The organism is Dactylosporangium sp. NPDC006015 (assembly GCF_040614215.1).
In the GTDB taxonomy this organism is placed as follows: domain Bacteria; phylum Actinomycetota; class Actinomycetes; order Mycobacteriales; family Micromonosporaceae; genus Dactylosporangium; species Dactylosporangium maewongense.
The window spans coordinates 18,859-43,423 of record NZ_JBEXUD010000050.1; the positions used below are offsets into that span (position 1 = coordinate 18,859).

Annotated in this window: 23 protein-coding genes; 9 read left to right on the forward strand and 14 right to left on the reverse strand. The window is 72.1% G+C overall.

Going from position 1 to position 24,565, the window contains the following annotated elements; translation table 11 throughout:
* The 7 genes from ABZ321_RS48460 to ABZ321_RS48490 form a co-directional block, all read right to left on the reverse strand.
* The gene (locus ABZ321_RS48460) at positions 1–873 is read right to left on the reverse strand and encodes a carbohydrate ABC transporter permease (protein WP_354903160.1); all 873 of its coding nucleotides are present in this window, start codon (positions 871–873) and stop codon (positions 1–3) included.
* The gene (locus tag ABZ321_RS48465; protein ID WP_354903161.1) at positions 870–1,790 is read right to left on the reverse strand and encodes a sugar ABC transporter permease; all 921 of its coding nucleotides are present in this window, start codon (positions 1,788–1,790) and stop codon (positions 870–872) included. The genes ABZ321_RS48460 and ABZ321_RS48465 overlap by 4 nt, the downstream gene beginning before the upstream one ends.
* Before the next feature lie 69 nt (positions 1,791–1,859).
* Entirely contained in the window at positions 1,860–3,107 is a 1,248-nt protein-coding gene (locus ABZ321_RS48470; RefSeq protein WP_354903162.1) for a sugar ABC transporter substrate-binding protein, read from the reverse strand.
* Positions 3,108–3,133: 26 nt separating this feature from the next.
* Entirely contained in the window at positions 3,134–4,387 is a 1,254-nt protein-coding gene (locus ABZ321_RS48475; protein ID WP_354903164.1) for a Gfo/Idh/MocA family oxidoreductase, read from the reverse strand.
* 26 nt (positions 4,388–4,413) lie between these two features.
* Entirely contained in the window at positions 4,414–6,600 is a 2,187-nt protein-coding gene (locus tag ABZ321_RS48480; RefSeq protein ID WP_354903165.1) for a hypothetical protein, read from the reverse strand.
* Positions 6,601–6,618: 18 nt separating this feature from the next.
* A complete protein-coding gene (locus ABZ321_RS48485) occupies positions 6,619–8,718 on the reverse strand; it encodes a hypothetical protein (RefSeq protein ID WP_354903167.1) in 2,100 nt (699 codons plus the stop codon).
* Positions 8,719–8,950: 232 nt separating this feature from the next.
* A complete protein-coding gene (locus tag ABZ321_RS48490) occupies positions 8,951–9,763 on the reverse strand; it encodes an IclR family transcriptional regulator (protein ID WP_354903169.1) in 813 nt (270 codons plus the stop codon).
* Positions 9,764–9,985: 222 nt separating this feature from the next.
* Between ABZ321_RS48490 and ABZ321_RS48495 the strand changes: the two genes are divergently transcribed.
* The 4 genes from ABZ321_RS48495 to ABZ321_RS48510 are packed head-to-tail and all read left to right on the forward strand — an operon-like array spanning position 9,986 to position 14,196.
* On the forward strand, positions 9,986–11,356 hold the full coding sequence (locus ABZ321_RS48495; RefSeq protein WP_354903170.1) for an aspartate aminotransferase family protein: 1,371 nt from the start codon (positions 9,986–9,988) through the stop codon (positions 11,354–11,356).
* Positions 11,357–11,360: 4 nt separating this feature from the next.
* A complete protein-coding gene (locus ABZ321_RS48500) occupies positions 11,361–12,548 on the forward strand; it encodes a mandelate racemase/muconate lactonizing enzyme family protein (protein WP_354903172.1) in 1,188 nt (395 codons plus the stop codon).
* Positions 12,545–13,387 (forward strand): amidohydrolase family protein, encoded by an 843-nt coding sequence (locus ABZ321_RS48505; protein WP_354903174.1) that lies wholly within the window; start codon positions 12,545–12,547, stop codon positions 13,385–13,387. Before ABZ321_RS48500 ends, ABZ321_RS48505 begins: the two co-directional genes overlap by 4 nt.
* Positions 13,384–14,196, forward strand: coding sequence for an SDR family oxidoreductase (locus ABZ321_RS48510; RefSeq protein ID WP_354903176.1), 813 nt, complete (start codon positions 13,384–13,386; stop codon positions 14,194–14,196). The genes ABZ321_RS48505 and ABZ321_RS48510 overlap by 4 nt, the downstream gene beginning before the upstream one ends.
* Before the next feature lie 75 nt (positions 14,197–14,271).
* Here ABZ321_RS48510 and ABZ321_RS48515 read toward each other — a convergent pair whose 3' ends face one another.
* Positions 14,272–14,781: a DUF932 domain-containing protein gene (locus ABZ321_RS48515; RefSeq protein WP_354903177.1), complete on the reverse strand. Its 510-nt coding sequence runs from the start codon at positions 14,779–14,781 to the stop codon at positions 14,272–14,274.
* On the opposite strand from ABZ321_RS48515, the gene ABZ321_RS48520 reads away from it, so the two are divergent.
* Entirely contained in the window at positions 14,780–16,066 is a 1,287-nt protein-coding gene (locus ABZ321_RS48520; RefSeq protein ID WP_354903178.1) for an FAD-dependent oxidoreductase, read from the forward strand. The genes ABZ321_RS48515 and ABZ321_RS48520 overlap by 2 nt on opposite strands.
* Before the next feature lie 158 nt (positions 16,067–16,224).
* Here the strand turns inward: ABZ321_RS48520 and ABZ321_RS48525 are convergent, their stop codons facing one another.
* The 4 genes from ABZ321_RS48525 to ABZ321_RS48540 all read right to left on the reverse strand — a co-directional run bounded on the left by ABZ321_RS48525 (position 16,225) and on the right by ABZ321_RS48540 (position 18,219).
* Entirely contained in the window at positions 16,225–16,494 is a 270-nt protein-coding gene (locus tag ABZ321_RS48525) for a potassium transporter TrkA (protein ID WP_354903179.1), read from the reverse strand.
* A gap of 71 nt (positions 16,495–16,565) precedes the next feature.
* Positions 16,566–17,315: a rod shape-determining protein gene (locus ABZ321_RS48530; protein WP_354903180.1), complete on the reverse strand. Its 750-nt coding sequence runs from the start codon at positions 17,313–17,315 to the stop codon at positions 16,566–16,568.
* Between the two features lie 161 nt (positions 17,316–17,476).
* Positions 17,477–17,683: a hypothetical protein gene (locus tag ABZ321_RS48535; protein WP_344506676.1), complete on the reverse strand. Its 207-nt coding sequence runs from the start codon at positions 17,681–17,683 to the stop codon at positions 17,477–17,479.
* An 80-nt stretch (positions 17,684–17,763) separates the two neighbouring features.
* Positions 17,764–18,219, reverse strand: a complete 456-nt coding sequence (locus ABZ321_RS48540; RefSeq protein ID WP_354903182.1) for a MarR family transcriptional regulator — start codon at positions 18,217–18,219, stop codon at positions 17,764–17,766.
* Between the two features lie 168 nt (positions 18,220–18,387).
* On the opposite strand from ABZ321_RS48540, the gene ABZ321_RS48545 reads away from it, so the two are divergent.
* Entirely contained in the window at positions 18,388–19,641 is a 1,254-nt protein-coding gene (locus tag ABZ321_RS48545; protein WP_354903183.1) for an MFS transporter, read from the forward strand.
* On the opposite strand, the gene ABZ321_RS48550 is transcribed toward ABZ321_RS48545, so the two are convergent.
* Both ABZ321_RS48550 and ABZ321_RS48555 read right to left on the reverse strand, forming a co-directional pair.
* Positions 19,638–20,795, reverse strand: a complete 1,158-nt coding sequence (locus ABZ321_RS48550) for a malic enzyme-like NAD(P)-binding protein (protein WP_354903185.1) — start codon at positions 20,793–20,795, stop codon at positions 19,638–19,640. The two genes, ABZ321_RS48545 and ABZ321_RS48550, sit on opposite strands and share 4 nt — an antisense overlap.
* Positions 20,796–20,810: 15 nt before the next feature.
* Positions 20,811–22,538: a SulP family inorganic anion transporter gene (locus tag ABZ321_RS48555; RefSeq protein ID WP_354903186.1), complete on the reverse strand. Its 1,728-nt coding sequence runs from the start codon at positions 22,536–22,538 to the stop codon at positions 20,811–20,813.
* A 192-nt stretch (positions 22,539–22,730) separates the two neighbouring features.
* Here ABZ321_RS48555 and ABZ321_RS48560 point away from each other — a divergent pair, with 192 nt between their 5' ends.
* The 3 genes from ABZ321_RS48560 (at position 22,731) to ABZ321_RS48570 (ending at position 24,489) form a co-directional block, all read left to right on the forward strand.
* Positions 22,731–23,075 carry a metalloregulator ArsR/SmtB family transcription factor gene (locus tag ABZ321_RS48560; RefSeq protein WP_344506671.1) on the forward strand — a complete coding sequence of 115 codons (345 nt, stop codon included), beginning with the start codon at positions 22,731–22,733 and terminating at the stop codon, positions 23,073–23,075.
* Between the two features lie 167 nt (positions 23,076–23,242).
* A complete protein-coding gene (locus ABZ321_RS48565) occupies positions 23,243–23,623 on the forward strand; it encodes a hypothetical protein (RefSeq protein WP_354903188.1) in 381 nt (126 codons plus the stop codon).
* Between the two features lie 107 nt (positions 23,624–23,730).
* Positions 23,731–24,489, forward strand: coding sequence for a class I SAM-dependent methyltransferase (locus tag ABZ321_RS48570; RefSeq protein ID WP_344506667.1), 759 nt, complete (start codon positions 23,731–23,733; stop codon positions 24,487–24,489).
* Positions 24,490–24,565 lie beyond the last annotated feature (76 nt).

Sequence of the window (24,565 nt, forward strand, 5' to 3'; positions counted from 1 at the left end):
TCATCCCTTGATTCCGGACATCGTGACGCCCTCGGTGAAGTACCGCTGGCCGACGAGGTAGGCGGCGAAGATGGGCACGAACGCGATCACCGAGCCGGCGAGCATGACGTTGAGCGGCACCTGCTCCTGCTGGAGCGAGGCGATGCCGACGGTGAGCGTGCGCATGTCCCCGCTCTGCCCGATGATCAGCGGCCAGAGCAGGTCGTTCCAGTGCCACAGGAAGACGAACACGCCCAGCGTGGCGAGGATCGGCTTGCACAACGGCAGCACGATCCGGGTGAACATCCGCCACTCCGACGCACCGTCGATGCGGGCCGCCTCGAACAGCTCATCCGGCAGGCCCTGGATGAACTGGCGCATCAGGAACACGGCCTGGGCGTTGGCGAGGGTGGGCAGGATCAGGCCCCAGTAGGTGTCGACGCCGCCGGCCTTCGCGATGAGGATGAACGTCGGGATGAGCGTCACGTGGTACGGCACCATCACCATCGCCAGGAAGGACCAGAACATCGTCTCCCGGCCGGGGAAGCGTTTCTTCGCGAACGCGTAGCCGGCCATCGCGGCGAGCAGCAGCACCAGCACGACGCTGACGACCGAGTAGATCGCGGTGTTCAGCAGCCAGCGCAGGATGCTCTGGGCCTCCAGGACCTTGCCGTAGGCGCCGGTGTCGATCGGCCACGGCAGCAGGCTGCCCGGGAACTCGACGGCTGCCGCCGGTTTGAGGCTCAGGACCACCATCGCGTAGAAGGGGAACAGCGTGACGACGCTCGCCACGGCCAGCAGCACAGTGCGCAGCACCTTGCCGGCCGGGCCGGGCTGCAGGGCGCGGTAGGCGCGAGGCCGACGGGGCCGACGGGGCGCGGTCGTGACGGTCACTTGTCCCTCCCGAGGGCCAGCCGCTGGATCAGCGCGACGAAGAGCGTGAGCACGAACAACGCGACGCCGATGGCGCTCGCGTAGCCGAGGTCGAAGTACTTGAAGCCCTGCTCGTACAGGGCCATGACGAGGGTGTAGCTGGCCCGCGCCGGGCCGCCGCCGGTCATCGCGTAGACGAGGTCGAAGACCTGGAACGAGGCGGTCGTCTCGATCACCAGCAGGAAGAACAGCACCGGCCGCAGCTGCGGCAGGACGATCCAGCGGAACCGCTGCCACGGCCCGGCCCCGTCGGTGAGCGCCGCCTCCTCCTGCTCGCGCGGCAGGTCCTGCAGGCGGGCCAGGACGATGAGCATGCCGTAGCCGAAGTGCGACCAGACGCCGACGAGGGCGAGCGCCGGCAGGACCAGCGTGGTGGAGGCGAGCCACGAGTCGTCGGGCAGCCCGAACCAGCCGAGGATCCGCGACCACGGGCCGTCGCTCGAGAAGACCCACGCGAAGATCGTGGCCACGAGCACGAGGCTGGTGACGACCGGCAGGAAGAACACCGAGCGGAAGAAGCCGACGCCGCGGAAGCCGCGCCGGACCAGCAGGGCCAGCCCGACCGAGACGGCGACGGTCACCGGCACGTACAGCAGGGTGTAGACGACGGTGACCCGCAGCGCCTGCCAGAAGACCGGGTCCTCGGCGAGGCGGCGGGCGTTGTCCAGCCCGGTCCACTCGGCGTCGGCGCCGATGGAGTACTCCATGAACCCGAGCACCAGCCCCGCGATCGCCGGGCCGAACCGGAACACGAGGAACAGCAGGAACGCGGGAAGGACGAAGAGCAGGCCCCACCGGGCCTCGCGCCGGGCCACAACCCGCCGGGTCCGCCGCGCCGGCACCTGTGCTATTTCGGCCACCTGTGCTGTTTCGGCCATCCGCCGTCCTTTCCGTGAACAAGGGAGCCGGCCCGCCGCGAGGGTGCCGCGGCGGGCCGGACCGGAGGGTCAGAGCAGGGCGTTGGCGGCCTTGGCCGCGTCGGCGAGCGCCTGCTCGGGGGTCTTCTTGCCGATCAGCGCCGCCTGGATCTCGGGCGCGAGCATGCCCATCACCTCGCGGCTCTTCTCGTTCAGCGCGCCGACCGTGGTGCTGGCGAGGGTCTTCTCCATCGCGCTGTTGATCGGGTCCGACGCGTAGAGCGTGCCGGCCGACTTCTTCGCCGGGAAGTAGCCGCTCTTCGTCTCGTAGGCCGAGGTGACCGACGGCTGGCTGGCGAACGTGATCCACTCGCCGGCGGCCTTCTTCGCCGAGCTGCCCTTGAGCATGGCGAGGCTGCCGACGGTGCCGTAGCCGATGCTCTTGACATCCTTCAGCGGCGGGAAGATCTTGATGTTGTCCGCGCCCCAGAACGTCTTGACGTCGGCCGGCACGTGCTGCCAGGTGCAGGCGACCTTGTTCTTGGCGACGTTGGTCTGCTCGAAGGCCGGGATGCTGGTGAGCAGGTCCTTCTGCACGTAGCCGCCGTCGGCGAGCTGCTTGAGGAAGGTCAGGGCCTTGACGCCCTCGGGGCCGTCGAACGCGACCTTCTTGCCGTCCTTGCTGAACACGTCGCCGCCGGCCTGCCACAGCAGCGGGTAGAACGACTGGTTCAGGGTGGCGGCCGGGTCGGCGTAGTAGTTGGTGACGTCGAAGCCCTTGGCCTTGAACTGCGGGGCCAGGGTGAGCAGGTCGTCCCAGGTCTCCGGGTAGTCGGTGATGCCGGCCTCGGCGAACACCTTGGCGTTGCACATCAGCGGGTTGCTGCTGGTCAGGATCGGCGCGCCGAGCATCTTGCCGTCGAGGGTGACGGCGGCCTTGACGTTGTCGAGGTAGTCGGCCTTGGCGTCGGCCGGCAGGTAGCTGTCCAGCGGCTCGATCATCTTGTTGAACTTGCCGAGCTGGTCGGGGATCAGGTACACGACGTCGGGACCCTTGCCGCCGGCGATCGCGGTGGTCAGGGACTCCTCCCGCTTCGCCCACGGGAAGATCTCGACCTTCACGTCGATGTTCGGGTGGCTGGCCTTGAACGCGGTGACCTGCTCGTTCCAGAAGGCGGTGTGGGCCGCCTGGTCGGGGATGACCGGGTAGATCCACATCGTGACCGACGCCTTCTCGTCGGACCCGCCGCCGCTGTCGCCGGACCCGCCGCCGCACGCGGCGAGCAGCCCGGCCACCAGCGCGGCGACCGCGACCGGCGCGAACCTGCGAACTCGCATCAGTAGTTCCTCTCGTGAGTAATGGTTCACTGCGCGGGCACGGTCACGACCGTGCCGGTGTGCCGGGCCGCCTCGGCGGCGAAGACCGCGAGGTGACTGGCGAGCGACTGGTCCGGTCCGGACCGGATGTCCGCGCCGTCGCCGGTGGCGACGGCGCGGATGAAGGCGTCCATCAGCCCGCTGTCGCCGCCGCCGTGGTCGTCGGCGGCGGTGGAACCGCCGACCGGGCCGGTCTCCAGGACCTCGATCCGGTCGGTGCGGAAGTCGTGCACCCGGACCCGCTCGCCGTCGCCGGAGAGCATGCCGTGGGTGCCGAACAGCTGGGTCTGACGGTGGGTCTGCTCCGTGAACGCGGTCATGGTGAACGTGGCGGTGACGCCGCCGGTCAGCTCCATGGCCACGACCTGGTGGTCGACGACGTCGTTGTCGCCGCTGTACACGCAGCGCCCGTACGGTCCGGTCCGCAGCGCGTCGAGAAGCGCGGCCTCGTCGGTGCCGTCGGTGACGACGCTGACCGGCCACACCGCTCCCCGCTCGCGCAGCCGCGGCAGGTACAGCTTCGGTGCCGAGTAAGGACAGGCGGCCTCGACCGGGCAGTCGAGGCACCGCTCAGTGGCACCGGCCGGGCGCTGGTCGGGCCGGAAGTGGCGCAGGCCGCCGAAGCTGGCGACCTGCGCGATGCGCCGGCCGGTGACGTAGCTGATCCAGTCGAGGTCGTGGCTGGACTTCGCCAGCAGCATCGGCGCCGCGAGGTCCTCCCGCCGCCACGGTCCCCGCACATAGGAGTGGGCGTAGTGCCACCAGCCGACCGGCTCCAGGTGCTGGACGCTGACGATCTCGCCGAGCACACCGCTGTCGACGACCCGCTTCACCAGGTCGGTGTAGGGGGTGTACCGCAGCACGTGGCAGACCGCGAACAGCACGCCGGTGGCGCGGACCGCGTTGACGATCTCGCGGCACTCCGCCTCGGTTGGCGCGAGCGGCTTCTCCACCAGCAGGTGGTGGCCGGCCCGCGCGAACGCGACGGCCGGCGCCACGTGCATCCGGTCCTGGGTGGCGATCATCACCGCGTCGGCCTCGACCCCGGCGCCGAGCAGCTCCTCCCAGCCGGTGAACTGGGCGGCGCCGGGGTTGTCGGCCACGACGAGGCCGCGCTGGTGCGGGCGCGGGTCGGCGACCGCGACCAGCCGCGCCCGCTGCGGGTGGTCGGCCACCCAGCGCGCGTACGTCTGACCCCGGTTCCCGGCGCCCACCAGCGCCACCGTCACCTGCTGCTCCACGTCGTCTTCTCCTTGCCGGTCAGTAGTCAGACGCTGAGGTTGCCCGTGTCGCGGACCCGCGGCCCGGCCGGCGGCAACGCCCGGGCGACGCCCTCCTCGACGCACGCGGTGTGCAGCAGGGAGGAGCCGTCGCCGAAGCCCGCGTCGGCCAGCCGCAGCCGGCCACGGGTGAACAGGGCACCGACGGCCGAGTACCGGTTGCGGCCGGACTCGACGGCCACGTGGACGGTGTCGCCGTCGGCGGCGGTGCTCACGTAGGCGCCGAGGTCCCAGGTGACGGCGCCGGTCGCCGCGGCGCGGGACAGGAAGGCCTTGGCCGCGTTGGTACCGCTGAGCACCGCGCCGCCACCGACGGTGATGCGCTGGTCGGCGGCGCCGGCGAGCCGGATCCCGGTGTCGGTGAGCGTGCCGCCGTCGACGCGGACGTCGGCCGACTTGACGGCGATCGGAGCGGCGGTGGCCGCGCCGGTCAGCGTCGTGCCGGTCAGGTACAGCGGTCCCGGCCCGTTGAATGCGTGCCCGTCGAGGCCGGTGATGCTCGTGCGCACCAGGTGTACCGGCGCGGTGACGCTGGCCTGCACCACCTCCGTGCCGGGGGTGGCGAGCCGGAACGCGCAGCCCTCGATGACGTTCGGCCGCCCGGAGCGGCTCGACTGCTGCGAGATGATCAGCGTGTCGTCGGCCGAGCAGCCGCGCAGCTGGACGCCGTCGGCGTTGACCCACAGCATGCCGGAGCCGGCGAGGCCGGCCTTGCGGATCACCTGGACGTCCTCGAGGGTCAGGTCGGTGACCTTCACCCGGGCCACGAACCACGAGCAGACGTGCTTGCGCACGGTGATCCGCTTGGCCGCCGAGCCCCACGCGGCGCCGGAGTTGGCGAACGTCATCAGCCCGGAGTTGCCGGTGTAGACGAGGTCGTGTTCGTACTGGCCGTGGGTGACGAACGGGCCCTGGTCGTCGCCGTCGCCGTGGCAGTTGGTGACGTAGCCGTAGGCGGAGGCGGTCCAGTCGTTGAGGTGCCGGGCGTTGGACGTGCGGCAGTCCTCGACGTGCCCGTACAGGCAGTAGATCTGCTGGGTGAGGTAGCCGGCGCCACCCCAGGTGACCGAGGTCGGGTTCTTCAGCGTGCACCGGGCCGTGTGGAAGTGGGTGCACCAGCGGCGCATGATGACCGGCCAGAACGAGCCGGTGGCGTCGACGTCGGCGACGTCGCAGTGCACGGCGTACTCGTAGGCGATCGGGTGCGATCCGGTGTACTGGTCGCCGCCGTTGCCGGTGAAGACCAGGTTGCGCACGTGGACCCGGCTGACCGGCTCGACCCGCGTCCAGGTCAGCGTCCGGCCGGCGGCGAGCTCCCAGCCGTTCTTGTAGCCGATGCGGATGTGTGTGCCGTCGATGATCTGGGTGACCTGCACGAGCTTCTGCAGCTCGCGTTCCCAGGCGCCGGCGAGCTTGTTTACCTCGACCGCGTACCACTGACCGACCGCGAACGCGGCGGAGTCGCCGACCTGGAAGGAGTCCCAGCCCTCCAGCACGGCCTCGGTGAGGGTGTGGGTGTGGACCTGGTCGGTGACCGTGCCGCGGAAGAACAGTACGGCGGCGAACGGGTCGTCACGGCCGGCGTCCTCGATCCCGTCGGTCGACATGGTGTGCCCGCCGAAGTCGAGCACCAGGTCGCTGCGGGTGAACCGGTGGCGCTTCACGAAGTGCAGGTCGGTGTGCGCCTCGATGCGGTGGATCGACGGGTCGCCGACCATCGCGTCGAGCGCGGCGTCGGCCGGTGTCCTCGCGTCGAAGACGCCGAAGTGCCGGAACTCGACGACGCCGTCGTGGACCTGCAGCCAGCGCCCCGGGCCGGGCCGGTCGCGCTGCGGGTCGAGGACGGTGCCGCCGTTGGCCGGCGCGCTGCTCGCCGGGTCCCAGCGCATCAGCCGGGCGCCGCCGTCGCCGGCCGCGAGGTGGCCGTCGACGTGCACGAGCTGGCCGGGGACAAGGGCGCGGTACTGCAGGGCGAGCAGCGCCGCGACGGAGCCGACGTGGAAGACGGCGTCGCGCATCGGGCTGAGCCGGTCGGCGTCGTCGCCCGGCGAGTAGGGGGTGGCGTGAGCCGCCGAGGCTGGGGAGAGCGCGAGGGCGGTGCCGGCGAGGGCCAGGCCGCCGAGCCCGGAGGCGCGCAGCAGCGCGCGGCGGGTCGTCGATTCGGAGCGATCCATCGGAGGGTCTCCTGCCGGTCAGACGGTGAGGTTGTCGGTGGTGACGATCCGGGCGGAGTCGGCGGGCAGCTCGCGGCCGACCCCGTCCTCGACGCATCCGGTGTGCAGCAGCGTGGAGGTACCGCCGAAGCCCGCCTCGGCGAGCACGAGGCGGCCGCCGGTGAAGCGGGCGCCGACGGCCCGGTACCGGTTGACGCCGGTGTCGACGCGAACGTGCGCGGTGGCCGCGCCCGTGGCGGTGCTGCGGTAGTCGCCGAGCTCGATGCGAACCTGCCCGGTGCCGGCGGCCCGCGTCAGCAGCGCGCCACGGGCGTTGGTGCCGGTGACGGTCGCGCCGCCGCCGACGACCAGGCGCTGGTCCCGCACAGCCGACAGCTCGATGCCGGTATCGGTCAGGCGTCCGCCGTGCACGACGACCTCGGCGGCGCCGATCTGCAGCGGCGCCGCGCCGGGCGAGCCGGTCAGCACGCAGTCGGTGAAGTGCACCGGGCCGGCGCCGCGCAGGATCGCGCCGTTCAGGCCGCGGAACGTGGTCCGGACGAAGTGCACGGGGTTGCTGACCGGCGTCTGGTGGACGACGGTGCCGGCGGGCTGGTCGAACTCGCAGTCGGCGATGATGTTGGGCCGGCGGGATCGGGCCGAGCGCTGCGCGATGCTCAGCGTGCGGGCCGAGCAGCCGCGCATCTGGATGCCGTCGGCGTTGACCTGGAGGGTGCCGGCCGGGTCGAACGTGGAGCGGGCGATGACCCGCACGTCCTCCAGCGTCAGGTCGGTGATCTTGGTGCCGGCGACGAACCAGGAGCAGACGTGCCGGCGGATCGTGATCCGCTTGGCGCTGATGCCCCACTGCCCGCCGCTGTTGGCGATGTCCATCAGGCCGGAGTTGCCGGTGAAGACGAGGTCGTGCTCGTACTGCCCATGGGTGGTGAACGGGTTGCCGCCGGCGTCGTCGCCGTCGCCGTGGCAGTTCTCCACGGTGCAGTACGCCGAGGCGGTGAGGTCGTTGAGGTGCCGGGCGTTGGAGCTGCGGCAGTCGACGACATGGCCGTAAAGGCAGTAGATCTGCTGCGTGAGGTAGCCGGCCCCGCCGTACATGACCGTCGGCGGGTTCTTGAGGGTGCAGTTCGCGGTGGTGAAGTGGGTGCACCAGCGGCGCATGATGACCGGCCACCAGGTTCCGGTGGCGTGGATGCCCTCGACGTCGCAGCGCACCGCGTACTCGTAGGCGACCGGGTGGGAGCCGCTGTACTCCCGGTCGTCCGGGCCGGACCCCGGGTACTCGCCGGTGAACGCGACGAACCCGAGGAAGACCATGTTGCGCACGTGCGCCCGGCGGACCGGCTCGACCCGCTGCCAGGTGACCGTACGCCCGGGGTCGAGCTGCCAGCCGTTGAGGTAGCCGACCCGGATGTGGGTGGCGTCGACGATCTGGGTGACCTGCACCATCTTCTGCAGCTCGCGCTCGTCGGCGCCGGTGAGCGGGTTGCTGGTCGCGGTCCACCACTGGCCGACCGCGAACTGCTTCGCGTCGGGCACCTGGAACACGTCGGACAGCTCCGGCACGGTCTCGGTGAGCGTGTGGACGACGGGGGCACCGGTCGGCGTGCCGCGGAAGTACAGCACCGCGCCGAACGGGTTGTCGTGGGTGTTGCGCTCGATGCCGTCCGTGTGGACGGTGTGGCCGCCGAAGTCGAGCTCGATGTCGCTGCGGCCGAACGTGTGCCGCTTGACGAATCGCAGGTCGGTGTGGGCCTCGACGCGCTGGATCGACGGATCGCCGACCATGGCGTCGAGGGCGTCGTCGGCCGGCGTGTCGCGGCCGAAGACGCCGAACATCCGGAAGTCGCCGACGCCCGCGTGCACGGCCAGCCAGCGGCCGGCCGGGCGGCCGTGAGGACTGTGGACGGTGCCGCCGTTGCCGGCGGCCGTGCTGGCCGGGTCCCAGCGCAGCAGCGTGCCGCCGCCGTCGCCGGGAGTGTGGTAGCCGGCGACACGGACCATGGTGCGGGCGGTCAACAGGGCCGGGTGGATGGCGTTGAGGGCGGCGACCGTGTCCACCGCGAGGATCCGGTCCTCGGGCGTGACGTGGTCGGGTGGGGGCGAGCCGGGTTGACCCATGGAAAGCCTCAACCTTCGCGGTCCAGCCGTGCGGCGACGCCGCCGCACAGCGGTGCGGTTCTTTGGGGGTGAAGGTCGGGCAAACGCGCGAGGCGCGCAGGCGGCGGAGCTGCTGACCGGAACGTCCCGGCACCGGGGCTGCGGCGCGTCGGGAGTCAGCTAGTTCGCCCGAGAGGGTCACGACCTTGGTCGTGACGTTGGCGGGGACTTTAAACAGCCCGTGAACTCGGTGTCAAGCGTTGTCGCGGTGATCGACGTGGCCGAGGCGGGCCGAGATCTCGTCGGCGGCCTGCCGCACCTGCCGGCCCACCTCCTGGTAGCGCCAGGCGGGCAGGCCGAGCTTGAGGCCGGTCACGCTGATCGCGCCGCAGCAGCCGCCGGTGTGGTCGCGCAGCGCGCTGCCGATGCAGAACACGCCGTCGGCGTCCTCCTCGTCGTCCAGGGCGTAACCGGCGGTGCGGACCTCGTCCAGGTGCGCCTGGAGCGAGTCGAGGTCGGTGATCGTGTGGTCGGTGCGTTTCGGCAGCCCGACCCGGCCGATGAGCTCGGCGACCTGCGCGGGGCTCATCTCGGCCAGCAGCGCCTTGCCCAGGCCGGTGCAGTGCGGCAGCTCGCGGGTGCCCATCCGCAGGTCGAGCTGGATCCGCTCGCCGTTGCTGACCTGGTCGATGACGACCGCGTGGGCGCCCTCGGGCACGGCGAGCCGGGAGCTGAGCCCGGTCTGCGCGGTCAGGGTGCTCAACACCGGGCGGGCGATGTCGCGCAGCGAGAGCTGCTCCTGGGCCCGCACGCCGAGCCGGGCGAGGGCCATGCCGAGCCGGTAGCGCCGGTTCAGCCCCTCGCCGTCGGCCGCCGCCAGCCCGTGCTGGCCCAGCGTGTAGAGGGTGGCGAAGACGGTGCTCTTGGACAGGCCGCACGCCTGGGCCACCTCGGTGACGCTCAGCCCGCGACCGGGGGCGGCGGCGGAGAGCGCCTCCAGCACCTCGGCCGCGCGGCTGACGCTGCGGACCAGGTATCTGGCGTTGTCGGATTCGTCGGTGCTCATGGTCCTCATTTCGCGTGCTGCTGTTCGCCCAGGCCGAACAGCGTAACAAAGCTGTTCGAAAACCGCGGCCCCCGTCGTGTTGACCCCGTCGATCAGGCGTGCTTAGGATGCTGAACACTGTTTGGCAGTACCGAACAGCGTTCAGAAATTCTCATGCGGCGGAAGACATCGCGGCGCCATGACCGGGCTGGGCCATGGCACCGCACCGATGAGGAGTTAGGTGTGAAGCCACGATCGGCCCCATCCGGCACCACGCTCGCCGAGCGCGCCCGCCGGGTCATCCCCGGCGGCGTCAACAGCGGGCAGCGCAGCATCCCCGGGCTCACCGAGCTGGTGATCGCCCGGGCCGCGGGTGCGCGTTTCTGGGACACCGACGGCCGCGAGTACACCGACTATCACGCGGCCTTCGGGCCGCCCCTGCTCGGCCACAACGACCCTGACGTCAACGCCGCCGTCACCGAGGCCGGCCAGCGCCTCGACCTGTGCGGCGTGGCCGTCACCGACGGCGAGGTCCAGCTCGCCGAGACCCTCGCCGAGCTGGTGCCCAGCATCGAGCAGGTACTGCTCACCAGCACCGGCAGCGAGGCGACGTTCCACGCGCTGCGGGTCGCCCGCGCCGCCACCGGCCGGCGCCTCGTAGTGAAGTTCCAGGGCTGCTACCACGGCTGGCACGACGCGGTCAGCCTCAACGTCATCTCCGCCCCCGACCGGGTCGGCGTGCAGGACCCGATCTCGACCGGCATCCTGCCCGAGGTCCTGGACGCCACCCTCGTGCTGCGCTTCAACGACGCGCCGGCCGTGCGCGCGGCCTTCGCCGAGCACGGCGAGCAGATCGCCGCGGTCATCGTCGAGCCGGTGCCGCACAACGTCGGCTGCCTGCTGCCCGATCCGGAGTTCCTGCAGGCACTGCGCGACGAGTGCACACGCGCCGGCAGCGTCCTCGTCTTCGACGAGGTGATCACCGGCTTCCGGCACGACCTCGGCGGCTGGCAGCGCATCAGCGGCGTCACCCCAGACCTGACCACGCTCGGCAAGGCCCTCGGCAACGGCTACCCGATCGGCGCGCTGGGCGGCCGGGCCGACCTGATGGACCTGTTCAGCACCCGCCCCGGCGCGCCGGCGTTCTTCGCCGGCACCTACAACGGCCACCCGGCCATGGTCGCCGCCGCGCTCGCCACCCTCGGCAAGCTGCGCACCGAGCCGGTCCACGAGCACGTGTACCGGCTCGGCGAGCGGATCCGCGCCGGCCTCGCCGAGGTCTTCGCCGACCTCGGCGTGCCCGCCGTGGTCACCGGCCACGGGTCGGTCTTTGTCAGCTACTTCATGGACGGGCGGGTTCCCCGCACATACGACGACCTGTTGCGCAACGATGCGGGCATGTTCATCGGCTACCGGCGCCGGATGCCCGAGCACGGCGTCTTCGAACTGCCGCTCAACCTCAAGCGCAACCATGTCTCCTACGCGCACACCGACGCCGACGTCGACCACCTCCTGGAGGCCACCCGGTCGGCGGTCCGCGACACGCTCGCCGCGGGCGGCGTCACCGAGCTGGCCGGCACCGCCACCATGGGTGGCGCCGTGGGGAACGGGTGAGCCGATGCTGACCGTCGACACCACCCGCCCGGTCGGGCCGGCCGGCCGGATCACCCGCGTCGAGACGCTCAGCCTCGGCACCGCCTGGCGCGACTTCTCCTACGTGCGCGTGCACACCGACGCCGGGCTCAGCGGCGTCGGCGAGATCACCCATCCGTACCGGGGACGCGAGACCTGCCAGCTCGCCGAGGCGATGGCCGCCCGCCATCTCATCGGCGCCGACCCGTTCGACGTCGAGGAGATCTGGCTGCGGCTGTACCAGGGCGACTTCCTGCGCGGCGGTGACGTCGGCGGGATCGTGCTCTCCGGCGTCGACCAGGCGCTGTACGACCTGATGGGCAAGGCACTCGGCGTCCCGGCCTACCGGCTGACCGGCGGGGCCTGCCGCAACCGGGTCCGGGTCTACGCCAACGGCTGGTACACCGGCGACCGCGAGCCCGCCGCCTTCGCCGAACGGGCCGTCGCCACCGTGGCCCGCGGCTACACCGCCCTCAAGTTCGACCCGTTCGGCGCCGGGCTCGGCGAGCTGTCCCGTACGGAGCTGCACAGGTCGGTGGCGATCGTCGCCGCGGTCCGCGAGGCGGTCGGCCCCGACGTGGAGCTGTTCGTCGAGGGACACGCCCGCTTCGCCATGCACACCGCCGTGCGGCTCGTCCACGAGCTGGCGCCGTTCGACCTCGGCTGGTTCGAGGAGCCGCTGCCGTGGACCCACATCGAGCGCTACGCCGAGCTGCGGGCCCGGGCGACGATGCCGATCTCCGGCGGCGAGCACTTCCACAACCGCTACGAGTACGCGCGGCTGTTCGCCACCGAGGCGGTCGACATCATCCAGCCGGACCTGTCGATGGCCGGCGGCTTCACCGAGGTCCGCAAGCTCGCCGCCATCGCCGACCAGCACGCGATGGTCGTCGCGCCGCACAACTCCAACTCGCCGCTGTGCACCACCGCCTCCGTGCACGCCGTCCTCGGGATGCCAAACTTCAAGATCCTGGAGACGTTCGACGGCATGCTGGAGGACTACGTGTTCGACGCGGTGCGCGGCGCGCTGCCGATGACCGGCGGGCACATCGAGCTGCCGACCGCGCCCGGACTCGGCATCGAGCTCGACGACGAGGTCTTCGCCGAGCACCCGCCGAGCCACGGCTTCTGGAACATGTTCGCCGAGGGCTGGGAGAAGCGGGACCGCCGATGATCGTCGACGTCCACTCGCACCTGTTCGACTGCCCGGAGCACGTCGGCGACCCGTTCGCCGCCGAGGCCTCCCGGGCCCACGGCGGTCACGTGGACCTGACCGTGCGCTGGGCGGAGTACGCCGCCACCGCGCCGCCCGACACCCGCACGATCGTCGTCGGCGGCAAGGCCCGCCGATCCGGGCTGTGGGTCGACGACGCGGCCGTCGCCGCCTACGTCGCCGCCCGGCCCGAGCGGCTCATCGGCTACCTCGCCCTCGACCCGACCCAGCCCGGCTGGCGCGACGAGCTGGAGCACGGCCACGCCGACCTCGGGCTGCGCGGGATCAAGCTCATGCCGATGTACGCCGGGTTCGACCCCGCCGACCCCGCCTACGACGACCTGTACGCCTACGCGGCCCGGCACGGGCTGCCGCTGCTCGTGCACACCGGGACCACCTTCGTGTCCGCGGCGCCGCTGCGGTACGCGCTGCCGGTACACCTCGACGAGGTCGCGATCCGCCATCCCGAGCTGCGCATGGTCCTCGCCCACCTCGGCCACCCCTACGAAGGGGAGTGCATCGCGGTCATCCGCAAGCACCCGCACGTCTACGCCGACGTGTCCGCGCTGCACTACCGGCCGTTCCAGCTCTGGCACAGCCTCCGGCTGGTCCAGGACTACGGCGTGTGGGACAAGCTGCTGTTCGGCAGCGACTACCCGTTCACCACCGTCGACGCCTCAGTCGAGGGGCTGCGCGCGGTCGGCCGGGTCCCCGGCATCCCGGGGCTCGACCCGCTCGACCCCGAGCAGATCGAACGGCTGATCCACCGCCCGTCGCTGGACCTGCTGGGGCTGTCGTGACCGCGTTTGACCTGACCGGCCGGACCGCCCTGGTGACCGGCGCCGCCCGGGGCCTCGGCGCCGCGTTCGCCGCCGGTCTGGCCGGCGCCGGGGCCGACGTCATCGCGGTCGACCGCCCCGGCGCGGATCTCGGACCGACCGTCGCCGCCGTCACCGCCGCCGGCCGGGCCTGCCACCCACACGCATTCGACCTGGCCGACACCGAGGCGATCGCGCCCTGGGCCGACGAGCTGCGCCGCGCCCACGGCCCGCTGCACATCCTGGTCAACAACGCCGGGGTGGCCGCGCTGGAGCACTTCAACGAGATCACCGTCGCCGGCTGGCGGGCGGTCATGCGGGTCAACGTCGAGGCCGTGTTCTTCCTCGCGCAGCGCGTCGCCGAGCACATGATCGCCGACGGGGTCTCCGGCCGGATCGTGAACATCTCCTCGAAGAACGGCCTTGTCGCCGAGGCCGGGCTGGCCCACTACAACGCCTCGAAGGGCGCCGTCGAGCTGCTCACCCGCTCGCTCGCCGCCGAGCTGGGCCCGCATGGGATCACCGTGAACACGATCGCGCCCGGCATGATCGCCACCCCGATCGACGGCGAGTTCCCGTTCGACCGCGCGGCCTTCGAGGCGGCGTGGGCCGAGCGGATCCCGCTCCGCGGCGGCTACGGGCGCCCGGAGGACTGCGTCGGCGCGCTGCTCCTGCTGGCCTCCGACGCCGGCCGGTACATCACCGGCACCCATCTCGTCGTCGACGGCGGCGTGCTCGCCGACCAGATGCCCCGCCTGCGGTTCATGCCGCCGTACCGCAACACGCTCTGACCCCGGCCGCGCCAAGGCGCGGTGCGGCCCGGACCGCTGCCAAGCAGTTGCCGGAGTTGCAGAAGCAGGTCGAGATCAACGCGGCTCAGGCGAAAGCCGCCGACGAGCAGGTCGTCCTCGCACAGGAAATGCTGAAAGCCGCCACGACGGTCCGGGAGGCGCCAGGACGGACGAGCGGGCTCCCGTCGCCGACTCCCAGAGCACGTCGTGGCGGTCGACGAGGTCCTGCAGGAACGCGAATGCGTCCTCGTTCTGCAGCACCTCGTACTTGCTGCCGACGACGCCGAGCCCGGCGCCGGTGTCGCAGCGTGCGGTGACGAAGTGTTCCGGCAGCGTCCGGTTCGGGCCGTCGACGCTGTTACGGAACTCGACCGGTCGTCGTGCCACGGTGAAGCCGATGCCACCAAGCTTGAGGACGAGATCGACGTCGGTGGTGCCGCCGAGCAGGGGCGACGTTTGCCGGTGCCCGGCAACGGCGCCGGCCCGAGGTTTGCCGACCGCTGGTGGTGTATGCCGCCGGCCGCCGGCGGATGCTGGGGATTCTTCGGTACGGCACCGGCGCCGGATCGTGGAGAGGAGCGGCATGTCGTCTCAGCCGACCGGACACGACGGTCCCGGGCTCGTGGGGCACGCCCCGGACACGGTGGCGGTGATCGGAGCGGGCATCGTCGGCCTGTCCACCGCGTGGTTCCTGCAGGAGGCCGGTGTCCAGGTCACGGTGTACGAGCGTCGCCACGCCGGTGCCGGCGCGTCGTGGGGCAACGCGGGCTGGCTGACGCCAGGGCTGGCGGCGCCGCTGCCCGAGCCGGCGGTGCTGCGCTACGGGCTGCGGGCGGTGCTCAGCGCCCGGTCGCCGGTGTACGTGCCGCTGCGCGCCGACCGGCATCTGCTGCGGTTCCTGACATCGTTCGCCGCACACAGCACCGCGCGGCGATGGCGGCGTGGCATGGCCGCCTATGTACCGCTCAACGAGCGGTCACTGGAGGCGTTCGACGTGCTGACGGCCGGAGGCGTGGCCGCGACGACGACCCAGGCGGCCAACTTCCTGGCCTGCTATGCCCGTGAACGCGACCGGCGAGGGCTGCTGGCCGAGCTGGAGCAGATCCGCGCCGCCGGGCAGGACGTGCGGTTCCATCCGGTGCCGGGCCTGCGGGCGCGGGTCATCGAGCCGGTGCTGACGGACCGCGTCGAGGCCGCCGTCCAGATCTACGGACAGCGGTATCTGGACCCGCCACGGTTCGTCGATGCGCTCGCGGCGGCGGTGCGTGCGCGTGGCGGGCAGGTCGTGGAGGGCTGCGATGTCCTCGATCTGCGGGTGGAACCCGGGGGCGTCGGCGTGGTGTGCCGGTCCGGACATCAGGACCGGCACGACGCCGTCGTGGTCGCCACCGGGGCGGCGTTGGGGGAGTTGACCGCGCGTTTCGGGGTGCGGCGGCCGGTGCAGGCGGGGCGGGGTTACAGCTTCAGTGTGCCGGCGGAGCGGCTGCCGGGTGGACCGTTGTACTTTCCCGCGCAGCGCGTGGCGTGCACGCCGTTGGACGGCCGTCTGCGGGTGGCCGGGATGATGGAGTTCCGGCGCCCCGGCGATCCGCTGGACCCGCGCCGGATCGCGGCCATCGTGGATGCCGTGCGGCCGTTTCTGCACGGGGTACACCTCGACGACCGGCGCGACGAATGGGTCGGTTCGCGCCCGTGCACCCCTGATGGCCTGCCACTGGCCGGGGCGACCGCCGCTCCTCGGGTGTTCGTGGCGGGCGGCCACGGGATGTGGGGCGTCGCACTGGGCCCGGTCACCGGGCAGCTGATGGCCCAGACGATCCTCAAGGGTGAGGCCCCGCCGCAGCTGGCTCCGTTCGACCCGCTGCGGTAGCGGGGTACGGCAGGTGCGGCGGGACGATCCCGGTCGAGTGGCTCGGGGTGCTCCCGCGCGCCCTGCGGGGAAGCAGCGCCAGGGCTGACCACCGTGGGCGGCCACACCGACCGGGATCCGGTCGGTGTGGCCGCCGGGCGGAACACCGCCGGTCGCGGTCAGCGTGCCGGCGCGCCGGCCGCCGGCTTCTGATCGCCGGTGCCGTCGGTGTTGACGATGTCGAAGATGCCGAGCAGGCCGGCCAGGGCGATCGCCTCGTCTCGGTTCAGGGTGAGGCTGCAACTGGCGTCGGGATCGTCGCTGCTGCTGTGGATGAGGTCCCGGCGGCTGCCGGCGTGGTGGGTGATGACTCCCACCCGGCGACCGGTCGCGCTGGTGAAGGTCCGGCAGGTTCCGATGCCGGGTAGCGAGACGCGTTCGATGTCCATGAACAACTCCGAGGGTGTTGGGAAGAGTTCGCGTAGCCGTCTGCTACGTGAGGACGGCTGTCCGGGTCCCGTCAGCCGGTGAGCAGCAGCCGCAGGCCGGTGAGCGTGGCCAGCGACGGATCGGCCGGCATGGTGACCGACCGGCCGGTCAGGCCGGCCAGCTGGCCGGCGATTCCGGGCGTCATGGCCCCACCACCGGTGAGCTGCAACCGGTGCCGCCTGCCGCGTGGACGGTGCAGGCGTCGCACGCAGTCGGCGATCGCCGGGATGAGGTCGACCAGGCCGGTCTCGTCGACATGGTGCGCGGCCACGACACTGCCGTCGGCGATGCGTGCGATCTCGGTCCGTCCCGACCCGATGTCCACCACGACCAGATCGGCGTCGGTGTCCGTGGCGTCTGGCCGGCAGGCCAACGCTGCCGCCAGGGGTTCCTCCACGGCGGTCACGCGCCCCCCGACGCCTTGGCGCGCCGCGGCGACGAGCATGGTCCGCTGGCGCGGGGTGGCGGTGGCCGGTACCCCGGCGAGCACCCGCAACGTGGGATCCGAGGGCAGCCCGAGATCGGCGACCAGCAGCCGCAGCATCTGCACGCAGGCGAAGAAGTCACGCACCACTCCGCCGCGGACCGGCCACGTCACGCTGCTCTCGTCGGCGGGCGAGGCGAGCGCGGCGTGCCCGGCGACGAACCGGTCGCCCTCGAGCCGGGCAAGGACCGTGGGTGCGGTAATCGCCGTGCCGGTCGCCGGTGTCCACAGCCGGACGGTCGACGTTCCCAGGTCGAGAGCGAGACAGCGTTCGGCGTACGCGCCCGGGGTGGGCATGACCATCACCCCAGCGCCGGTAGCGCGATCGGCGACCGCGATCGGCGACCGGACATGGGGGGACGGGGTGCCTGCGGACAGGGTCTATCACGGAACGTGGGCATGGTGCTTCCAGATCACACGGGGCAGCGTCACGCTCGGACGCTGCGCGGCGGGCGGCTTCAGACGGTGACCGCGCGCCGCGGCGGTGCCCGGTCCGCCGACCATGCCGGAACACATCCCGGGACCGCACGCCGGGCCAAGCGGAACACGATGCACAGTCCGATGTCCCGGGCGGCCTCGATCGCGACCAGCAGCACGGCCACCAACGCCAGCATCGACAGGGCGGAGCGCCTGCCGATGCCGCCGAAGCCGCACCCGTCACGCATGCCGGTCACCATAGCCGTTCGCCGCGGCCCCGACCATCGCCTGCACGGTCGCGTCCGGTGCCGGACTCCGTCGGGCGGGATCAGGCCCCGGACCTGGCGGGCAGCTGGTGCAGGGCGTCGACCAGCGGTCCGAGCTCGGGCAGTTGTCCGGCCTCGGCCAGGGTGGTGGCGAGGACTTCGTCGTGGGCGGGGCGGGCCTGCTCGTACAAGGCCCGGCCCGCGGCGGTGAGCTCGGTGTAGATGCCGCGGCGGTCGTCCTGGCACAGCACGCGGGTGAGCAGGCCGCGGTCTTCCAGGCGGTTGACCAGGCGGGTGGTGGCGCTGCTGGACAGCGCGGCCGCCCGGGCCAGCTGCTGCATGCGCATGTGCCAGCCGTCCTGGCGGGAGAGGGCGTCGAGCACCGTGTACTCCACGACGGACAGCTGGTGCTCCGTCTGCAGCGCCTTCTCCAGCGCCGCGTCGATGAGGCCGTGCAGCGCGGCGAGGGTCCGCCAGCCCTGGGCGCGGATCTCGACCGCGTCGTCGCCGATGCCCATGTCGCCTCCCGAGTCCTACGGCGATTCTAGACGCGTACGCCGATAGTTGCAGACGCTTGGTTTGTGGGCTACGGCACGCTTGCGCCGATATACGGCGCGTGCAAGTGTTGAGTTGCACGCGCCGGTAGTTGCAAGCGCGCTGTATCTATCGCTACCTGGAGGGCCTTCATGTCTGCTCCGACGCAGCGCCTGCCCCTGGGGCTTCTCGCCCTGGCGATCGGAGGCTTCGGCATCGGCCTCACCGAGTTCGTGATCATGGGCCTGCTCCCGGAAGTCGCCACCGACTTCGGGGTCACCGAGTCCGCCGCCGGCTGGCTGATCTCCGGCTACGCCCTGGCGGTCTCCGCCGGCGCGATCGGCCTGACCGCCGCGGTCACGCGGTTCAACCGCAAACATGTGCTCACCGGGCTCATGGTGCTGTTCATCGCCGGGAACCTGACGTCCGCGCTGGCCGGCACCTACTCGGTGATGATGGCCGGGCGCGTCGTCGCCGCCCTGTCCCACGGGGCGTTCTTCGGCATCGGCGCCGTCGTCGCGGCCGGTCTCGTCGCGCCGGCCCGGCGGGCCGCCGCCATCGCCATGATGTTCACCGGTCTGACCGCCGCCAACGTGCTCGGCGTCCCGTTCGGCACGTTCCTGGGCCAGCAGCTCGGCTGGCGCTCCACGTTCTGGGCCATCACCGGCATCGGCGTCGTCGCCCTGATCGGCATGGCCACCCTCGTCCCGGCCGGCACGAGCACCGCCGCCGCACCGGTGAGCCTGCGCCACGAGATCCGCGCCTTCGCACACCCGCAGGTCTGGTTCTCGTTGCTGATCACCGTCCTCGGCTTCGGCGGCATGTTCGGTGCGTTCACCTACATCGCGTACACGCTCACCAAGGTCAGCGGGTTCGCCGTCGGCACCGTGCCGTGGCTGCTGGTCCTCTTCGGCGCCGGCCTGTTCATCGGCAACAGCCTGGGCGGCAAGGCCGCCGACCGGTCCGTGACCAGGACGCTGACGGTCGTCCTCGCCGCGCTCACCGCCGTCCTGGTCCTCTTCGCGCTCACCGCGTCCAACCAGGTGCTGACCATCGTCTCGCTCGCGCTCATGGGCGCGTTCGGCTTCGCCACCGTCCCCGGCCTGCAGATGCGCATCATGCAGTACGCCGGGCAGGCACCGACCCTGGCCTCGGGAGCCAACATCGCCGCCTTCAACGTCGGCAACGCGCTCGGCGCCTGGGTCGGCGGCGTCACCATCGGCGCCGGACTCGGGTACACCTCGACGCTGTGGGCCGGAGCGGCGCTCAGCTTCCTCGGGCTGCTCGTGCTGCTCGCCGCCACCCGGCACGCCACGTGGGGCCGTTCGCCCGTGCAGCCCCAGCCGGTCCCGTCGAGCGTCGGCCCCGGGCCGGGCATCGATCAGGCCGCGGGTCGCCGATCCTAGTTCCGCTGTCCCGGCGGTGGATCGGTCGGCTCGGCATGCTGCGCGCGGCGGCGTGACGCCTCGACGGCGGCGACCGCGGCCGCCACGGTCGAGACCAGCCGGGGATCGAAGGGGTCGGGCAGCAGGCGGTGCGGCCCGAGGATGTCCTCGCCGACCCAACCGGCGAGGACGTCGGCCGCGGCGAGGAGCATCGTCGTGGTGATCCGCGGTGCGCCGGCGTTGAGCAGCCCGCGGACGATGCCGGGGAAGGCCGGCAGGCCGGTGACCTGGTTCGGGTGGTCAGGGTGACAGCTCGCGGTCACCGCCGTCGATCCAGTCGTGGGCGGCGGCCCGGCCAGCGCGAACACCACCGGCGGCGCCTGCATCGTGTCCACCAGCCGCCGGTCCAGCTGCCCGTCGGTGTCCAGGCCGATGACGGCGTCGGCGCCGGCGACGGCCTGTGCCGGGCCGCCGTGCAGTCGTCGCGGGCTGGTGCGGTCCGCCGGCCAGGCGGCGTGCTCCGGCAACGCGTCGACATCGGGGCCGGCGATCGCCTGCCCGGTGCAGACGGTCACGTCGCGGGCGCCGGCGTACAACAGCAGCCGGGTCACCGCATCGCCGGTCACGCCCGCGCCCAGCACGGCGATGCGGGCGGTGCGCAGGTCCTTGCCGGCGACCCGCAGCGCGTTGCGCAGCGCGGCCAGCACCACGACCGGGGTCGCGTGCTGCTCGTCGTGGAAGACCGGGACCTCGAGCGCGATCCGCAGCCGGCGCTCGAGGTCCCGGCATCCGGGTGCGGCGAAGCCGGTGAGATCGATGGCCCCGAACGTGGGCGCGATCGCCCGGATGGTGGCGACCAGGCTGTCGGTGCTGGGGGCGTCGCCGGTGCTGACGCAGATCGGCACGGCGTCGATGTCAGCGATGCCGGCGTACAGGGCGGCCTTGGCCTCCAGCAGCGGCAGTGCCGCGACCGGCCCGACGTCGCCGACGCCGGGCAGGGCGCTGCCGTCGCTGATCACCGCGATGCGGTTGGGGCGGCCGGTCACCTCGGCGGCGGTGTCCGGCCGCGCGGCGATCGCCGCCGCGAGACAGGCCGCCCCGCGCGTGTACAGCGATGCGAGGTCCTCGGCCGAGCGGGCCGGGTCACGCGGCCGATCCCCATCTGAGGCCTTCATGAATTGCAGAGTTTATCAATTCTGCGACTCCAGTGGATCGGCAGCACGATCCACCGCGCCCGTGGGGTCCGCGGGCGAGTGTGCGTGCTGCTCTTGCAGGTGCACCCGGGCATGCGCGATGGCGGCCGGGGTGTCGGGGAAGCGGGGCAGCTCGTCGGCGACGCCGAGGGCGGTGAGCACCTGGTCGTGGTGCGGGGCGATGCCGGACAGCAGCACGGTGATGCCTCGGCGGCGCAGCCGGGCGATGGCGTCGCCCAGCACGTGCGCGCCGGTCGCGTCGACGGTCGTGACCCGTGACATGCGCAGGATCACCACCCGGACGTCGGCGACGTCGGACAGCTCGATCAGGAAATGGTGGGCGGCGGCGAAGAACAGCGGGCCGTCGAGCCGGTACGCGACGATGTGTTCGGTCAGCAGCTGATGTTCTTCGTCGCTGTGATCGGTGGTGTCGAGCGGGACCTGTTCCAGCCGCACGCTGCGGGCCACGGCCCGCAGTGCCAGCACCACGGCGGCGCCGAGTCCGACCACGACCGCGGCGACGAGGTCGACGGCGACGGTGACCGTGAAAGTGAGGGCGAGCACGACCGCGTCGCCGCGGGTCGACCGGGCCAGTGCCAGCAGCGCGCTGGCCTCGACCATCCGGACCGTGGTGGCGAGCAGGACCCCGGCGAGGGCGGCCAGCGGAATGCCGGCGACGAGCGGGGCGGCGACGAAGATGATCGCGGCCAGGACCGCGGCGTGGGTCAGGGCGGCGAGCCTCGAGCCGGCGCCGGCCCGGACGTTGACGGCGGTCCGCGCGATGGCCGCGGTGGCCGGAATGCCGCCGAAGACCGGGCTGACGAGATTGGCCAGGCCCTGACCGAACAGTTCCCGGTCGGGGTCGTGATGCTGGTCGACGCTCATGGCGTCGGCGACCGTGGCGCAGAGCAGGCTCTCCAGCGCGGCGAGGGCGGCCACGGCCAGCGCGGAAGGCAGCAGCCGGGCGACGGCGTGCGGGTCGAGGAAGTCCAGCGACGGGGCGGGCAGGCCGGCGGGCAGCGTGCCGATCCGGGCCATGTCGACGTGCAGGACCACGGCGAGGACGGTCGCGGCGGCGACCGCGATGAGCGACCACGGCAGCTGCGGGCGCCACCGACCCCCGGCCAGCATCGCGGCGGCGACGCCGAGCGCCGTCAGCACCGGCGCCGGCGCGGGATCGGCGACGAAGCGCAGCACGGCGTCGGCGGCGACGGCCCACACCTTCGCGCCGTGCGCGTCGGCGACGCCCAGCGCGGCGGGCACCTGCTGGAGCGCGATCACCACGGCGATCCCGGCGGTGAACCCCTCGATCACCGGGGTCGGCAGGTACCGCACATACCGCCCGAGCCGGGCCGCCGCCAGGGCGATCAGGATCGCGCCGGCCATCGCCCCGACCATCAACACCCCAGCCGGCCCGAAGGCCGCGACGACCGGCACCAGCACCACGGTCATCGCCCCGGTGGGCCCCGACACCTGCAGGTTCGAACCGCCGAACACGGCGGCCACCGCCCCGGCGACGACAGCGGTCACGAGCCCGGCCCCGGCGCCGAGCCCGGAGGAGACACCGAAGGCCAGGGCCAGCGGCAGCGCCACCACGGCGACGGTCAGTCCCGCCAGCAGGTCCCGCCGCGGGCCGCGGCGCGCCGCCGTCCAGTCCGACCGCCGGGGCAACAGGCCGGCCACCCGTGTGGCGACGCGACGGGCAGCCTCTGCGTGGACCGTCATCCCGCCACCTCCGTCAAGACCACGCCGCCGATTCGCAGACTTTATCAGTTCATAAAGTCTTCAAGTCGACGGTGATGCCGCACCGCCCCGGGCGCATCCGCCCCCGCCGGTGGAGCCAACCTGCGACGGCGTTGCCCGTCCCCAGCGGCTGATAGCCTTGCTGCCATGGCACAGGGCGGAGGTGGGCGCAGCATGTCGGTGCCGCTGTACCAGGCGAAAGCGGAGATGTTTCGCACGCTCGGCCACCCCGTGCGCATCCGCGTGCTGGAGCTGCTGCAGGACGGGCCACGCCCGGTCCGCGACCTCCTGGACGAGATCGAGGTCGAGGCATCGAACCTCTCCCAGCAGCTGTCCGTGCTCCGGCGCGCCGGGTTCGTCGCTTCGTACCGTGAAGGCCCCCTGGTGATGTACGCGCTGAGCACCCCCGACCTGGCGGAGCTCCTCGCCGTCGGGCGGAGGATCCTCGGCGCCGTGCTCAGTGATCGCGACGGCCTGCTCGACGAGCTGCGCGCGCACTCGCAAGAGACGTCCGGGTAGCCACCGCACATCCGCACACCTCTGCGTGGCTGTCGGCTGCCCGCCGTCATGAAGGTGTGATAAATTGAAGAAGTCTTCAATTCGCCCGGCTGGCATCCCCGCGGATGGACGAGGTTCAGGCCGACTCGCCGGGGCAACGACGCGCACCAGGGAGGTCGGCGGCCAGCATGCCGGCAGCGCAGCGGACAGCCTGGGACGCCTACCTCACCGTGACCGGCGGGCTGCTACCGGCCGTGGGCGAGGAGCCGATTCGCGGGGCGACCACCGGCTGTGAGCTGCGCGGGTTCGTCGTGCGGATCGAACGGTACGCACCGCTGTGGGGCGCGGACGGCCCGATGCTGCTCGCCGCGGTGCGCGCGGCGCAGGCGCTGCACCAGCGCGGCGATCGGACCGCCCTCGCCGATCTGCTGCGGGCCATGGCCGATCGGCTGTACCTGATCTCGGCCCGCCCCCGCCCGTCACGATGCGAACCCCGCGCACGCGGCCTCCGCAACGAGGGCGTGTACGGTACAGCGCCACCGCACCGGAGAGGAGAGGCCCATGGGTGACAGCACCACGGGCCGCCCGAGACACGCCTGCGGCAGACCCGATGCGGCGCGCATGCCGTCCCATACTCCATGACCAGCGACCGCCGGCCGACGAAAGAACGACGCACATGCCCCACGACCAGGATCTCGCCGCGGCCTACGAGCTCATCTACACCGTCGCCGCGGGCAAGGACTACCAACGCGAGGCCTACGACATCACCGACCTGATCCGGCGGCGCAACCCCGCGGCGGACAGCCTCCTCGACGTCGCGTGCGGCACCGGGCTGCACCTGTCCCACTTCCGCCACAGCTTCGCGCACGTCGAGGGACTGGAACTCGCCGAACCGATGCGCAAGGCCGCCGTCGATCGTCTCGACGGGGTCGCGGTGCACGTCGGCGACATGCGCGACTTCCGGCTCACCCGGACGTTCGGCGCGGTCACCTGCCTGTTCTCCTCCATCGGCTACGCGCGGTCGGTGGGGGAGCTCAACCAGACGCTGACCTGCCTCGCCGCACATCTGGAACCCGGCGGCGTCCTGGTGCTCGAGCCATGGTTCACCCCGAGTCAATGGATCTCCGGACCTGTCGACACCGGCACGGCCGCCGACGGCCGGCGCCATCTCACCAGGATGTGCGTGTCCCACAACGCCGGCACGACGTCGACGCTGACCATGCACTACCTGCTCGGCGAGCCGGACACCGGCATCCGGCACTGGAGCGAGGAGCACACCCTGACGCTGTTCACCGACGAGCAGTACCGCTCCGCGATCCGCCAGGCCGGCCTCCGCGACGTGCAGTGGATTCCCGGTACGCACGACCGGCGACCACGCATCAGCGCGGTCAAGCGCCGCTGGGCACGGCCGTCCATTCCGCGGCCCGCAACGTAGACGCTTGACGGGACGCTCTGGAGCGCATGCCGGCACCGCCGCTGATCTGCGCTTCGGCAAGATCGTGCGCCGGGTG